This is a genomic window from Photobacterium sp. GJ3 (genome assembly GCF_018199995.1).
Lineage (GTDB): Bacteria > Pseudomonadota > Gammaproteobacteria > Enterobacterales > Vibrionaceae > Photobacterium.
The window spans coordinates 990,449-1,005,198 of sequence record NZ_CP073579.1; the positions used below are offsets into that span (position 1 = coordinate 990,449).

Sequence of the window (14,750 nt, forward strand, 5' to 3'; positions counted from 1 at the left end):
TTTTCCACGACCGGAATAAAATCGGCCATAATTAGAGTACCCCAGCGACAGGAGGTTAGCGTGATGTTTCTGAAAGAATCGAGAACAGGCGACTTGGTGGATGTCGTTGACATGGCGTCTCTGACCAATCCCTTCAAACGCCATGTCACCGTACAGTTTCAATCGGGCGAAGATTTGGCGGAGCCCGTCATTCTGGATAAGCAGCAACTGGCGTTTCCATCCGGCGAAGGATTACCGGAGTGTTGGGTGAATGGATATTACCGGTTGCAACAACGTTAGTCCGATTGATAAAGCGAAGCTGTCGAGAGCCGCTGCGCAATCTGTGTCGTCAGTCGGCTGACAGCTTCCGACAATGCCGACACTTGAGCACTGTATCCGGCCGCTTTCAAAGGGACCTGTACGCTGAATGGCTGAATTGTTTGCAGCTTCCCTTGCTGACTCACCAACAACCATTCTCCGCTAAAGTGAGCCAGCCCTGAATAGTGGCCATTAAACTCACTCACCCGCACCTGAAGTTTGGGCAAACCCGTTGATTGAATCGCCGCCGACAGTTCTGAGGGCCAGTAACGGGTTTGTTTCATCCGTAAATCCCCCTGAATTCGCCGGGTCAGTTGGCGAGACACATCCTCAGCCCAAAGATTCTGTTGTGCCTGAACGATAGCCGTCTCGCTGGTTTGATAAACCAGCCCTGTTCCAGTCAGATGCAATGCCATCTCAACCGGTGAAACAACCAAAACAGGCTGACGGGTGAGTATCGCCGTTGCCGTTTGCTCTGTCGCCTGTGGCAACAGATACGTCGTGATATCCGACTCTTCCGGCTGGCTGCTGCATCCGGCCAAACCCCAGAGCATCATCAAGCACTGCAACAACCGCCAATCTTGTTTCAACATGTTCATTCCCCCGCGACAGGAATCGGGTCTTTACCCTTGCTGTCTGAAAAAATCAGTGAATTCGGCTTGTCATTCACCTGTCTGAGCACAGGTTGCAGTTCTTTCATCACCTGCTCGAAACGAACCAGCGCATTTTCAAGGTTTCTGTAAGGCGCCCCATCAGCCCCATAGCTTCTGAGCGTGGCCTGTATCTGCGCCAGACTGTTTCTCAACTCCGCCGGGATAGCTTTTGTCTCCTGCTGGGCCATTAATCTATCTACACTTCGTGCTGCCTGCTCTGCAGACTTCAGGGTTTTCTCGGCGGCCGCCAGCGTCTGATTCAGCTCTGATAAGGTGGTTTCCAAAGGCAGGTTATTCAGTTTATCCAGCAGCGAAGCCACCTGCTTTTGAATCTCAGCAAAACCACCAGCGGCAGTTGGGAAACGGTCATAATTTTTGTACGTTGTTTCGGTTGTCGTTGCGCCATTCTCATAAAAGTTCACATCAACCATCAATTGACCCGTTAAAAAATTTGCCGTTTTCAGTGAAGCCCGTAATCCATTATCGAACTCTGCTTCGAGATAATGGTGAAGTTCCTCCAATGTGTTCATCTCTACATATTCATGAACCCTGGCAAACTCAATCCGAACCAATACCGGAATCTGCTGCTCTGAAAACTCTTTTCCTTGGAGAGGAACCCGCAGAGGCACCTCTGCCACGGTGCCAATTCGGATACCCCGATACTCTACCGGAGCCCCTTCACTTAAGCCGCGAACAGATTCATTAAATAACATGACGTACTCCAGATATTGATCATAGAGTTGCTCGCGTACTTCACTCTGATTATTAAACAAATGAAATGTCATCATCTGCCGGGTGACAAGTTCTCCCGGCTCAGCACCATCAGGGACATTAAAACTCACACCACCTGTAAGAAGTGATTCAACCGAACCAATCTTCAGGTTAAACCCTTCTGCAGACATACTTAATTCAACACCGGATGTTAACCAGAATTGAGTCCGTTGCCGGATGAGGCTGTCATACGGTTCGAAAATAAACAGCTGATAATTTGCGTTTTTAGTTTCAGTATCAAAACTGACCTTCTCAACCCGACCCACCGTAAATCCTTCATAAAGAACGGGATCACCAACGCTCAGTTTGCCCGCCTCTTCATGAGTCAGGACTAATCGTAACCCCTTGGTATCCAAGGGTGCGACCGGAGGAATATCTAAAACGGTAAATTTCAACTGCTCTTCTTTTTCCACACCCGGTTGCAATTCAATGTAAGCGCCGGAGAGTAATGTATCTAACCCCGAAATCCCTTGCGTCCCGATCCGGGGCTTTACCACCCAAAACCGTGTGTCCGTTTTCAGCATTCTCTCGGCATCTTTGTCGAGTTGCGCGACCGCCATGATGGAATTGTAATCATCGCTCAGTTTGACATCCGTAATCACTCCGACTTTGACATTGAGTGCTTTAATTTCGGTTTTGCCAACTTCAATTCCCTCCGCTGTGGTCAGCTTGAGTGTAATTTCAGGGCCTTTACTGGCAAGGAACTGAATCAGCATCCAGAAACCAATCACCAGCGCGACGACAGGTACCAGCCAGATCAGAGATATCTGGCGAATTGGACTGACTTCAGCTTTTGGCGGCGCTTGTTCACTCATGCAGGCGGCTCCTTCTGTAAGGGAGAAATTTCATGATCCGGGAAACGTTCTGGTTCTTCTTTTGGTTTTGGATCCATTATCGAATTCACATCCTGCCAAAAAATTCTCGGATCAAAGATCATTGCAGACATCATGGTCAGAATCACAACAGATGCGAACGACAATGCCGCCGGACCCGGGTAGATCGCCATCAGGTTTTGCAACTGCACTAATGCAACAAGCAATGCTACGACAAAAATATCGATCATCGACCAGCGCCCAATAAACTCTGTCAGACGATAAAGTTTCAGCCGGCGGATTGCTTTTTTTTCCTCACAATCATCATTCTTTCCCGCCCGGTAAAAAAGCCAGGCCAGCATAAAGATCTTTGCCAATGGTATAACAACACTGGCAATAAAAATGACCAGAGCGACCGGGTATGAACCGAGTTGCCAAAGTAAAATCACACCGCCAAGAATGGTCGAACCTTCCGACTTTCCTAAACTAACGGTGTACATCATTGGATACAGATTTGCAGGAAACAAGAAAATGGCTGAGGCCAATAATAACGCCCAAGCAAATTGGAGGTTTCGCTTCGGATGGAATGGATGCAGTTTTCCGCCACAACGCAGGCAATGTGTATGCCCCTGTTCTGGCAGAGGATTCAATTGAGAACAGATGTGACAAGCGACATGATTTTGAGAGTGATGACTGTCCCCTGCCTTGACAGCAGACAATGGAATCATAGGAGCGAATTGCAGCCACAACCAGGTCCGGTCAACCATTGAAACACATTTCACCACCAGCACCGTATAGATACAGAATGCCCAAAAGGACAGGCCAAGCCCGACATCGGCCAACGCCGCAATTTTGATCAGGCTGACCAGAATCCCAATCAAAAACACATCGACCATGAGCCATGGTTCAATCCGTAAAGTCAACCTGCAAAGCCGTTTCACACGATACGTCACACTGTCTCTGTGAATTTTTCCATGCCTGTCTGCCATCCAATATAAATAGAGAACCGAAGCGACATAACACGCAGGCAAAACGACGACAGTCAGCAAAAGGAGCAATGCCAAAGGCCCGTTTTCAAACTGACTCAGCATTTCGGCTGAATGCATCAGGGTAATTTCCTGCCGGAGCCCCTGCACACTGAATGACATAAACGGAAAACTGACGCTCAACACCAGCATAATCAGGCAGGCAATCCCATAGGCTAGCGTTCGGTGTTGCGGGTATTGAATGGTTTTCATCAACAGGTGGCCACAGCGTGGACAGCAAGCACGCTGACCGGGTTCAAGCAGGGGCAGGCTGACAACAAGGCCACACTCTTCACACCCCGTCATCCCTGTTTCTCGCTGTTCCTGAACCATAAATTCCCCACACGAATTCACGCCTACTCACTCAGTATAGAGCGCGAAACATTAGTCGCAGGGTTTCTTATCAAAGAAAGTGTGCAAATACAGAGAGATGACAGCACAGTGTTAAGAACGGCTTGCCAATCGCATCCACAAAGACATCCCTCGAATTTATCGACACCAAAAAAAAGCCAGTGAGGTAATCACTGGCTTTGCACGACCTTTTGTCAGAAAGCATCGATGGGATGCCCAAAGAACACGGTTTTAGTTGCTATCCGCAAGCTCAATCGGCAAGGTTTGCTTCACATAATGGCCCGGTGCCGGACTGATTGACGGGTAACTCTCGTTACCAATGTCACGCGCAGAAACCTGTTCTTCAGCGTTATAGCCGTTCAACCAGGTGTTCCAATGTGTCCACCAGGAGCCATCATGTCGCTTGGCACCTGCCAGCCAGTTCTCCGGATCAGCCTCAGCCTTCTCATTGGTGTAATAACCATACTTCTTCTTATCAGGATGGTTAATAATCCCTGCAATATGACCAGATTCACCCAGCACAAAGACTGAATCACCGTTCAGCACCTGAGCACCACGGTACGTCCCTTGCCAAAGGGCAATATGATCTTCCTGCGTTGAAATGAAGTAGGTCGGGATTTTGATTTTCGACAAATCAATATAAACACCACCCACTTTAAATCCTTTCGGATCCATCAACTTGTTTTCCAGATAGAACTGACGCAGCAGCGTACTGTGGCATGCCTGGGCCACGTTGGTGCTGTCACCATTCCAGAACAACAAGTCGAAATCGATTGGACTATTCCCTTTCAGGTAGTTATTCACATAATAGTTCCAATACAGGCTGTTCTCACGAAGCAAGCTGAAGGTCACGCTCAACGAGCGGCCATCCATATAGCCTTTGAGTTCATTCTGCGCTTCAATTGCGGAAATGATCGGGTCATTTATGTAAGCGCCAATCTCTCCCGGCTGTGAAAAGTCCAGAATCGTGGTAAAGAAAGTCGCCGTTTTTACCCGGTTCCGCATTCGTTTCGCAGCACTGTAGGCCAAAGCGGTCGCCAGCAAAGTTCCGCCAATACAGTAGCCCACAGCGTGGATTTGTTTTTCACCCGAGACACTTTCAACGACATCCAGCGCTTTCAACGCACCATCCAGAACGTAATGATCAAAATCTACGTCTTTCATGGTCGCGTCTGGGTTGCGCCAGGACATCATGAACACCGTATGACCCTGCTCTACCAACCAGCGCGCCAGGGAATTCTTCTCACGAAGATCCATGATGTAGTACTTATTGATAAATGGCGGCACAATCAGGATCGGCGTCGCGTTCACTTTTTCAGTTAACGGCTTGTACTGAATCAATTCAAACAGCTCGTTCTTGAAAATGACTTCTCCCGGGGTGTTCGCAATATTATCGCCCACCTGGAATGCATCACCGTTTGTCATCCGGATTTTCAGCACATCAGCACTGGACTGCATGTCTTCATGCAGTAATTCCATGCCTTTGATCAGGTTCTGACCATTCGACTCAACCGTCAGCTTAGCAAGCTCTGGGTTCGTGGTGATGAAGTTCGTTGGCGACAGTGCGTTAATGGCCTGACGAGAAAAAAAGTTCAGACGCTCTTTCGCTTTGTCATCCAGGCCTTCAATCGAATCGATGGTTTCTTTCATCTTATTGCTGAACAGCAAATAAGATTGCTTGATGTAATTATAAAAAGCTTCATTCTGCCATGCAGGATCGATGAAACGCTTATCATCATGCGCCGGAGTGACAACTTCCTGATTGTCGCCAGTGTTGGTCACACTTTGCAAAATCTTCATCTGGTTCTCAAACCAATCCATCTGAATTTTTGCAATCACAGCTGGCTGCGCCGATGCTTTTTCCAGCCAAGCCGTCGTGTCTTCCAGATTCAACTCATTCATTGCTTTGTTGAATGGGGTGTTAATGGCTGCCTTGCCGGAATCAAACTCCTTCCACCACGCTTGGTTCATTTCCTGGAGTTTAGCAAAGTAGTCCGTGAAAAAATTCGGGTTCATCGCGATGACCTCTGCTTTTGGACTAAAAATGCCGCCCACAAATTGGGACGGCATTAGGGTAGGAATCGAACTTAAGCTGGCGTAGCTTGCTTTACGTTTTCGGCAACCAGGACCTCAACTTCAGACTTAAAGCCTTGCGCCAGTGCAGAAAATTTATTGCTGTCTTCAACCAACTGCTGAGACAGTTTCGTCAGGTTTTCCAACTGCTGGCTTTGGAAAGAAGTCAGCGATTGCAGATCCTTAATTTCGCTGATTGCTTTCAGCTGAGACAGACCCAAATCACTGTAAGCACGTACGGCTGCCAGTTGAAGCTCAGTCAGCTCTTCAACATTTTTCGTGAACAGCTTGTTGAATTTCACGTAAGGTGCCAGTGATTTTTCAGTTTGCTCAGAGAACGATTTAAACATTTCCGTATACATAATATGTTTCCTTCAATTTAAGTGCTATTTAAGGGCGTTTGCCGGAACAAACGCCAGTTTGGTCAAGAGTCTTGTTAGATTTTTTTCAGTACGATCGCCGTACCCATGCCGCCACCGACACAAAGCGTGGCCAAACCATGCTCTGTGCCCCGACGGCGCATTTCATGTAGCAGGCTCACGATAATCCGGTTGCCCGAAGCCCCCAGCGGGTGGCCCAGTGCAATCGCACCACCATTGACATTGCTACGCTCAGCCAAATCTTCGACTTTGGTATCCAACGCGTCAGCCAACTCATGCAATACACCTAATGCCTGTCCGGCGAAAGCTTCGTTAAACTCGAACAAACCGACAGCATCAATGCCTAAATCAGCTTTTTCCAAGGCTTTCTGGACTGCCGGGACAGGGCCTAAACCCATGACCTCAGGGGCAACACCAGCTTGCGCATAACCTTGAATTTCAGCCAAAGGGGTCAGCCCATATTTTTCAACGGCGGCTTCCGAGGCAACGATGATGGCACTAGCGCCGTCATTAATCCCGGAAGCGTTCCCCGCAGTCACACTGCCTTCTTTATTGAAGGCCGGGCGCAGTTTCTGGAGACCTTCCAAAGTTGCATTGGCTTTCGGATACTCATCGGTATCAATCAATTTGGTTTCACGACGTTCCTGCACTTCTACAGGAGCAATTTCGTCCACAAACTTGCCTTGTTCAATCGCAGCAACCGCTTTTTGCTGACTTGCCAGCGCAAAGTTGTCTTGCTGCTCGCGGGTCAAACCAACTTTCGCAACCACATTTTCCGCAGTCACGCCCATGTGGTAGTGATTGAATACATCCGTCAGGCCATCATTGATCAGCAGATCGGTCATCTGCAGGTTGCCCATCTTTTGTCCGTCACGAATCGAAGCCGGTACAGTAAATGGAATCTGAGACATGCTCTCCGCACCAGCAGCAACGACCAGTTCAGCATCACCTGCTTTGATATGTGCCGCTGCATCCATGACTGCCTTCATGCCGCTACCGCAAACCATGTTCAGGCTATACGCCGGAACCTGCTCTGGAATACCAGCGAAAATCGATGCCTGCCGACCCGGGCCCATCCCCTGGCCTGCACCAATCACATTCCCCAGAATCACTTCATCCACTTTTGCAGGATCAACTTTTGCCTGAGTCAGCGCCGCTTTAATGGCAACAGCTGCCAGTTGAGCCGGTGAAACTGACTTCAACGATCCATTAAAGCTGCCAATCGGAGTCCGTTTCGCTGCTACGATAAAAACTTTGGTCATGTATCGGGTATCCTTACTTCGTCTTATTGCATGTAGAGGCCGCCATTTACCGAGAGTGTTTCACCGGTAATGTAGGCGGCAGCATCGCTGGCGAGGAAATTGACAGAAGCAGCAACCTCATTCGGCTGCGCTAAACGCTTCATTGGAATTTCAGCTTTAATCGCATCCAACACTTCAGGTTTAATGGCTTCTACCATGGGTGTGCCGGTATATCCTGGCGCGATCGCATTCACGGTTACACCATAGCGCGCACCTTCAGCAGCCAGCGCTTTGGTAAACCCAATCATGCCAGCTTTCGCAGCAGAATAGTTCGCCTGACCGAATTGACCTTTCAGCCCGTTCACCGACGAAATATTAATAATCCGGCCAAACCCTTTATCACACATGGAAGCGAATAATGGATGCGTCACATTAAACAGGCTGTCTAAGTTCGTCGAGATGACTTCCTGCCATTGTTGTGCCGTCATTCGTTTAAAAGTACTGTCACGGGTTATTCCAGCATTGTTCACCAGCACGTCAATCTTACCCTCTTCATTTAAAAGAGTAGTCAGTGCCTCTTCACAATATGCCGCATCCGTGACATCAAGAGGGAATAAACGAACCTGAGCATCGGAATAGTTATTTTCAGCAAACCATTCCTTCGCTTTCGCTTCACCTGTGGGGAAATATGTGGCAATGACACGATACCCTGCATCAACTAAACCCTGAGTGATTGCAGAACCAATGCCACCTTTTGCGCCAGTTACCAATGCTACCTTAGTCATCAAGCAGACTCCTTTCCATCCTGTACAGTGCAAAAATTATTGTCATAACAAACAATTAACTCGCACCTCCGTCGATGAGAACCTCTCTCTGTACAGCTCAACCAGACTTATTCTCAACACCACACTTTCGCAGCGTATCTATCCCACAAGACACTTGCGTGAAGTTTACATTGCATAAATATTATAAGAACACAGTCACATATATATATCAACACACGGAATTTATGGTTTCGAAAAAATTCCTGTATGGAATCTGATAAAAACCAATCAATCGATTACACAATAGTAGAGATTTGTTAACGGTATATTGCAATGCATCTCTGATGCCAAGTTTACAAAATGCTGCAATTTCGGTGATTTCTCTCTTTTGGTTTCCTATTTCAATCGCATTTTTAATAGCAACGCACCACTATCGTGCAGCCCTGCACCAATGAATCACTGAAAATGGAAAAAATAAAAAAATGAAATTTTTTTGATCTTGCACAAATTCAAGCAGCAAAAATGCAACACAAAAAACACATCTGACCAGTGAATACTGTGATTACATCAACTCTTTATCGTTTTATTTTTAGCAACTTTTTCTTTAAAAGATGATCATGGTCACCATGGTGTGTAAAAAAGAAAAATAACATTTATCATTTGTTTGCTTCTCTGTGTGAACTTCCCTGTAATCACAAAGTCAAATGTGGTTCATACAGAATCGTGGCACTAAAAAATGACCGTAGGTTTTGACCAGAACATCCAGACGAATTCAATGGTGGGAAATGCGGACAACCTCCCACTTAGATTCTATATAAACACTTGAATTTACAGCGTTATTTCCGGATGCTAGCCGTGTTTCGAAGCCTGACCCCAAGTCAGCCGCCGGAAATTGTCATTGATCCCAGGGAAATGAGAAACAATGCTTTCACAGACCTTTCAGCAACTCGAACAATACTTACAACAACAGGTCATCGGACAACCCGAAATGGTGCAGCAACTGCTCGTTGCTCTCCTTGCAGACGGTCATATTCTCGTCGAAGGCCCTCCTGGGCTTGCAAAAACACGAGCCGTCAAAACGCTTGCCGCCTGCATTGAAGGCGATTTTCACCGCATTCAGTTCACGCCGGATCTGCTTCCGGCCGATCTCACCGGCACAGATATCTTCCGTCCGGAAACCGGTGAGTTTATTTTCCAGCCCGGTCCGATTTTTAACGCACTGCTGCTGGCCGATGAAATCAACCGCGCCCCGGCAAAAGTTCAGGCGGCCATGCTGGAAGCGATGGCTGAAAAGCAAATCACTGCGGGCAGAAAGACATATCCGTTGCCTGAACTTTTTCTGGTCATGGCGACACAGAACCCGATTGAACAGGAAGGCACCTACCCGCTTCCCGAAGCCCAGCTTGATCGGTTTTTGCTTCAACTCAACGTCAATTACCCCAATGAAGAGAGCGAGCTGGCAATCTTACGACTGAATCGTGGGGAAGCAATTGAGCATCACCAGGAATCAGCACCTGCTGTGATGCTCAGTCAGGCTGAGATTTTCAGTGCGCGGCAGGAAGTGCTGCAAATCCATATGGCTGCCGAAGTCGAGCAGTATCTAATTCGGTTGGTGATGGCGACACGCGAACCCCAGCGTTACAGTGATGATCTGGCCGCATGGCTTCAAATGGGTGTCAGCCCGCGGGCCACACTCGCGCTAGACCGCTGTGCCCGTGCTTATGCCTGGCTGCAAGGCCGAGATTTTGTGACCCCGGATGACGTGCAGAAAATGGCCTACCCCGTTTTGAGGCACCGCCTGCTGCTGAGTTATGAAGCGCAAGCTGAAGGCATTGCACCGGATCGGGTCGTTGAGGTACTGCTTCAGCAGGTAACCAGTGCATGAGCAAAGTCACAGACACCCTGCCCGCTGCACTGCCAAGACACAGCAACGGGTATGACTTATGTCTGGCTGAGCTGCTCCAGTATAAAAGTCAGACGGTTCAATGGCTGCCACCAGCCAGAAGCGTCTGGTCCCAGCTCAACGGCCAGCACTTAAGCCGCCAGAAAGGACGGGGCATGAATTTCTCTGAAGTCCGTCCTTATCAGCCCGGCGACGATATTCGGGCCATTGATTGGCGGGTAACCGCACGAACCGGAAAAGCGCACACCAAATTATTCAGCGAAGAACGTGAACAACCCGTCATGCTGCTGATTGATTTCAGCCCCAGCATGCGTTTTGGCAGCCAGCTTTTACTGAAATCCGTGCAGGCGGCGCATTTTGCCAGTTTGATCAGTTGGCTGGCCGTACAGCAGCAAGACCGTGTTGGCGCCTTGATTTTCAATGGCGAAAGCCTGAGTGAGTGCAAACCCACGGCCAGACAACAGGGTCCGCTGTCTGTCTTAAATGCGATGATCAATCTGCACCAGCACAGTGCTTCTGCCCCGGCTGCCACCCGCGTGTCTTTTGCCGATGCATTAAGGCATTTACACCATGTTTGCCCGAAAGGCAGCGAAATCATCCTGCTGAGTGATTTTTATATGCTTCAGGCGCAGGATCGAAAACGACTCAGTCAACTGCGAAGCCATAACCGGATTCAGTTCGTCCATCTGTATGATCCGCTGGAAACCGGTGAAACCGGTTATCGGGGACGTGAATATGTGTCGGATAGAACCCAGTCCGCCTGGATGAACTTTGGTTCCGCCAGGGTTCGGCAGGACATGGCGTCGCATTTCGCTCATCGTCTGCAAACGCTGACTGAACTGGCCGCATCTCTGGCCATTCCCCTGCATTCTTTATCTGCTGCGACGCCATTGCTGAAACAACTGGCTCAGCCAACGCGTCCGTCAGCGGCAAAAATTGTCGGATAAATCGTCATTTATGTCACAAACACAAACACACCCGATTCCACTGGCCGATCTCCATCTGCCTTCCCCGCCGGATGTCTGGCCTTTAGCCTGGGGATGGTGGAGCGCCGCGCTGATTGTCATTCTGCTTCTGGGACTCGCGTACCTTCTGCGTCAATTTTACCGGAAACATCATGCGCATCGGACGATCAGAAAGCTGGCGTTCAAACACATCCATGCTGCGCAGTCTGTAACTGAGCTTAATACAATCCTTCGCCAGACAGCACTCACTTATTTTCCGCGTGAAAAAGTCGCCGGGCTGAGCGGCACAGACTGGCTCACTTTTCTGGACCATCAGTTACCGGAACAACACCGGGGTTTTCAAGCCATGAGTGAATGCTGGCAACAGGCGCTGTACAGCCACCATCAAACCGATCAAACCCTGGAGCAATGCCGGACACTCACAATCCGCTGGGTACAGCAAACCTGTAAGGCGTCAGGTGCTGCAACAATGATGGGAGACAAGCATGTTTGAATTTCTTTGGTGGTGGGCTTTTGTCCTGCTCCCATTGCCCTGGCTGATTTCCCGTGTCGCCCGTCCGGTTGAACCGTCAGCCCGAGTCTTTCTGCCCGTTTTACCAAAGCAGGCCACACGGCAACCTTCCCGCCGGTGGCCTGTGATCCTGGCTTGTTTATGCTGGGGATGTCTGATAGCCGCGATTGCAAGACCCGTCTGGTTCGGCGATCCGGTACAAATTCAGCCAGAACATCGCGACATGCTGCTGGCTGTGGATTTATCCGGCTCGATGTCCACGGAAGATATGGTGGATGAAGACGGCCAAAGCATCGATCGGCTCACGTCTGTGAAGCAGGTTGTGTCCGATTTTATCAGCCAGCGTCAGGGCGATCGTCTGGGTCTGGTGTTGTTTGCCAATCATGCTTACCTGCAAACACCCCTGACCTTTGATCTCAATACGGTGAAGCAACAACTGAACCGAAGTGTATTGGGCTTAATTGGTCAAAGCACAGCCATTGGTGAAGGATTGGGGATCGCGACCAAAAGCTTTATCAACAGCGAAAATGCCCAGCGCGTGATCGTACTGCTCAGTGACGGCGCCAATACCTCGGGTGTGATCGCCCCGATGGAAGCAGCAACACTGGCCGCAGAGAATCAGGTCAAAATTTATACCGTCGGGATCGGCGCGGATGAAATGATTGAGCAAAGCTTTTTCAGCCGGCGCATTGTGAATCCATCACAGGATCTGGACGAAAAAACCTTAACGCAAATCGCCACTCTCACGGGCGGGCAGTATTTCAGGGCCAGAAACCCGGAGCAGCTGGCACGTATTTATCAGAGCATCAATGATCTTGAACCGGTTTCGAGCGCCAGTCAGACGTGGCGTCCTCAGGAGGAACTGTTCCGGATACCGCTCGCAGTCGCGTTACTGCTGAGCGTGATGCTGGCGATACATTGGAGGCACTATGGCTGATTTTACCTTTTTGCACCCGCTGTGGTTCACCGCCCTGATCCCGTTGGCAGTGCTTGTCCCTGTACTCCTGAAGCGACGTGGCCAAACCGGACTGATTGCGCCCCACCTGCAGGCAGAAGATGCCTCGCAGGCCCAGCAGTTCCGCCGTCTGCCTGTGCTGTTACTCAGTCTCGGCTGGCTGCTGACCGTGCTGGCCATGGCGGGGCCCAGTTGGGAAAAACAGAACATGCCGGCGTTCAACCTGAAACAAGCCCGTGTGCTGGTGATGGATATGTCGAATTCAATGTTCGCCACCGATCTTCAGCCCAACCGGCTTGAACAGGCCAAATACAAAGCGATGGATCTCCTGCCCCACTGGCGCGAAGGTTCAACAGGCTTGATCGCGTACGCAGGAGATGGCTATGTGATCAGCCCGCTCACTCAGGACAGTGCCACCCTTGCTGCTTTGATTCCCGGCCTGTCGCCTGAAATCTTGCCGATTCAGGGCAGCAACGCTGCAACCGGCATTCAGGCCGCAGTGAATCTGCTCAAACAGGGCGGTCATCCCCAGGGGGATCTGATTCTGATCACTGACGGACTCAGTGAACGTGAAACTGAACAGACCAACGCGATTCTCAATGGCACGGATTACCAACTCTCTATTCTTGCAGTCGGAACAGCACAAGGCGCGCCAATTACCATGTCGGATGGCCGCCTGTTGCAAGACAATCAGGGCAAGACAATCGTCAGTAAAACCAACCTGACCCAATTGCGGTCACTGGCTCGCAGTCATGGCGGGGTGATGACAGCCTGGCGGGGTAACGATCAGGATATTCATACGCTGCTTCAAGCCACGACGAACCGGAAAACGGCACAAACGCCGGATCAGGACAACCAAATTGTTGAACGGCTGAATGGTGGCTTCTGGCTGATAATTCCGGTGCTCTTGCTCTGTCTGCCCGCATGCCGCAAAGGTATTGCTTTCATCGTGCTGCTCGGCCTGTTCATGCCAGTTGATCAGAGCGTTGCATCCCCATGGCAAAATCAGGACCAGCAAGCCTACGATCAATACCAGCAGCAGAACTATGAACAAGCAGCGCGGATGTTTGAATCCCCCGCATGGAAAGGCGCAGCCCAATATCAGGCAGGGGATTATGCCGGTGCTATTGAGACGCTGACCCCGATGACAGATCCTCAGTCCCGATATAATCTGGCGAATGCTTACGCTCAGTCCGGCGAATTACAAAAAGCCAAAGATATCTATCAGGATGTACTCCGGCAGGATCCTGAAAACACAGACGCCAGACACAATCTTGAGACGGTCGAGACGCTGATCAAACAACAGCAAACCGAGCAGCAAGCGCAGAATGGCAACAATCACCCGCAAGATTCACAAAATCAGCAGGGTCAGCAGGGTCAGCAGGGTCAGCAGGGTCAGCAGGGTCAGCAGGGTCAGCAGGGTCAGCAGGGTCAGCAGGGTCAGCAGGGTCAGCAGGGTCAGCAGGGTCAGCAGGGTCAGCAGGGTCAGCAGGGTCAAGATAACGCCCCCCCAGCTGGCGGGCAACAGTCAACCGGCAACGCCGCTGATCAAAGACAAAATGAACAGCAGCCAAGTCAGACCTCTGAAACGGACGGTTCAGGATCCCTGGATTCAGCCGGACAACACACAGCCTCTGCTACGGCCCCGGATTCAGAATCTGCGCAACAGCGCAATCCCGGACAGCGTGCGCCGTCGGAGACCCAGCAAGATGACGCGTCTGCCTCTGAACCATCTCAGACTGCGAACACTTCGGGTCGCCCATCCGATGCACAAGAGAGCGATCAGCCCGGAGAATCATGGTCAGAGAACCAGAACCAAAGTCATGCGGACGATGTCGAACAGAATACTGACACACTCGCTGGCACACAAGACGGTCAAAATCCACAGGATGAACCGGCCAGTGGCCTGACAGCCAGTCATCCGACGCTGAAGAAACTCGAACAAATTCCCGACAGTACCAGTGAATTACTCCGGGCGCAGATTCTTCTGCAAGCCCGAGAGAAATCTGCACCGGATGCCCCGGAAAACCGCTGGTAATGATGTCGGAC

General features: G+C 50.1%; 13 protein-coding genes. 6 read left to right on the plus strand and 7 right to left on the minus strand.

Annotation, left to right across the window (positions count from 1 at the left end; all coding sequences use genetic code 11):
* The first annotated feature begins 63 nt into the window (after positions 1-63).
* Positions 64-279, plus strand: coding sequence for an acetyltransferase (locus KDD30_RS21445; RefSeq protein WP_211651926.1), 216 nt, complete (start codon positions 64-66; stop codon positions 277-279).
* On the opposite strand, the gene KDD30_RS21450 is transcribed toward KDD30_RS21445, so the two are convergent.
* The 7 genes from KDD30_RS21450 to KDD30_RS21480 all read right to left on the minus strand — a co-directional run bounded on the left by KDD30_RS21450 (position 276) and on the right by KDD30_RS21480 (position 8,388).
* Positions 276-890, minus strand: a complete 615-nt coding sequence (locus KDD30_RS21450) for a membrane integrity-associated transporter subunit PqiC (protein WP_249199353.1) — start codon at positions 888-890, stop codon at positions 276-278. The genes KDD30_RS21445 and KDD30_RS21450 overlap by 4 nt on opposite strands.
* Positions 891-892: 2 nt before the next feature.
* A complete protein-coding gene (gene pqiB / locus KDD30_RS21455) occupies positions 893-2,536 on the minus strand; it encodes an intermembrane transport protein PqiB (protein ID WP_211650548.1) in 1,644 nt (547 codons plus the stop codon).
* The gene (locus KDD30_RS21460; RefSeq protein ID WP_211650550.1) at positions 2,533-3,891 is read right to left on the minus strand and encodes a paraquat-inducible protein A; all 1,359 of its coding nucleotides are present in this window, start codon (positions 3,889-3,891) and stop codon (positions 2,533-2,535) included. Before KDD30_RS21460 ends, pqiB begins: the two co-directional genes overlap by 4 nt.
* 249 nt (positions 3,892-4,140) lie before the next feature.
* Positions 4,141-5,925: a class I poly(R)-hydroxyalkanoic acid synthase gene (gene phaC / locus KDD30_RS21465; protein ID WP_211650559.1), complete on the minus strand. Its 1,785-nt coding sequence runs from the start codon at positions 5,923-5,925 to the stop codon at positions 4,141-4,143.
* Positions 5,926-5,996: 71 nt separating this feature from the next.
* The gene (locus KDD30_RS21470) at positions 5,997-6,344 is read right to left on the minus strand and encodes a phasin family protein (protein WP_211650561.1); all 348 of its coding nucleotides are present in this window, start codon (positions 6,342-6,344) and stop codon (positions 5,997-5,999) included.
* Positions 6,345-6,418: 74 nt separating this feature from the next.
* A complete protein-coding gene (locus KDD30_RS21475) occupies positions 6,419-7,624 on the minus strand; it encodes an acetyl-CoA C-acetyltransferase (protein WP_211650563.1) in 1,206 nt (401 codons plus the stop codon).
* A gap of 23 nt (positions 7,625-7,647) precedes the next feature.
* Entirely contained in the window at positions 7,648-8,388 is a 741-nt protein-coding gene (locus tag KDD30_RS21480) for an SDR family oxidoreductase (RefSeq protein WP_211650565.1), read from the minus strand.
* 901 nt (positions 8,389-9,289) lie between these two features.
* Here KDD30_RS21480 and KDD30_RS21485 point away from each other — a divergent pair.
* Genes KDD30_RS21485 through KDD30_RS21505 form a run of 5 tightly spaced genes read left to right on the plus strand, consistent with a single transcriptional unit; the run spans position 9,290 to position 14,739 of the window.
* Positions 9,290-10,252: a MoxR family ATPase gene (locus KDD30_RS21485; protein ID WP_211650567.1), complete on the plus strand. Its 963-nt coding sequence runs from the start codon at positions 9,290-9,292 to the stop codon at positions 10,250-10,252.
* Positions 10,249-11,217, plus strand: a complete 969-nt coding sequence (locus KDD30_RS21490) for a DUF58 domain-containing protein (RefSeq protein WP_211650568.1) — start codon at positions 10,249-10,251, stop codon at positions 11,215-11,217. Before KDD30_RS21485 ends, KDD30_RS21490 begins: the two co-directional genes overlap by 4 nt.
* 10 nt (positions 11,218-11,227) lie before the next feature.
* A complete protein-coding gene (locus KDD30_RS21495; RefSeq protein WP_211650570.1) occupies positions 11,228-11,728 on the plus strand; it encodes a DUF4381 domain-containing protein in 501 nt (166 codons plus the stop codon).
* The gene (locus KDD30_RS21500; protein WP_211650571.1) at positions 11,721-12,683 is read left to right on the plus strand and encodes a VWA domain-containing protein; all 963 of its coding nucleotides are present in this window, start codon (positions 11,721-11,723) and stop codon (positions 12,681-12,683) included. Before KDD30_RS21495 ends, KDD30_RS21500 begins: the two co-directional genes overlap by 8 nt.
* Positions 12,676-14,739, plus strand: coding sequence for a VWA domain-containing protein (locus tag KDD30_RS21505; RefSeq protein WP_211650572.1), 2,064 nt, complete (start codon positions 12,676-12,678; stop codon positions 14,737-14,739). The genes KDD30_RS21500 and KDD30_RS21505 overlap by 8 nt, the downstream gene beginning before the upstream one ends.
* Positions 14,740-14,750: the final 11 nt, after the last annotated feature.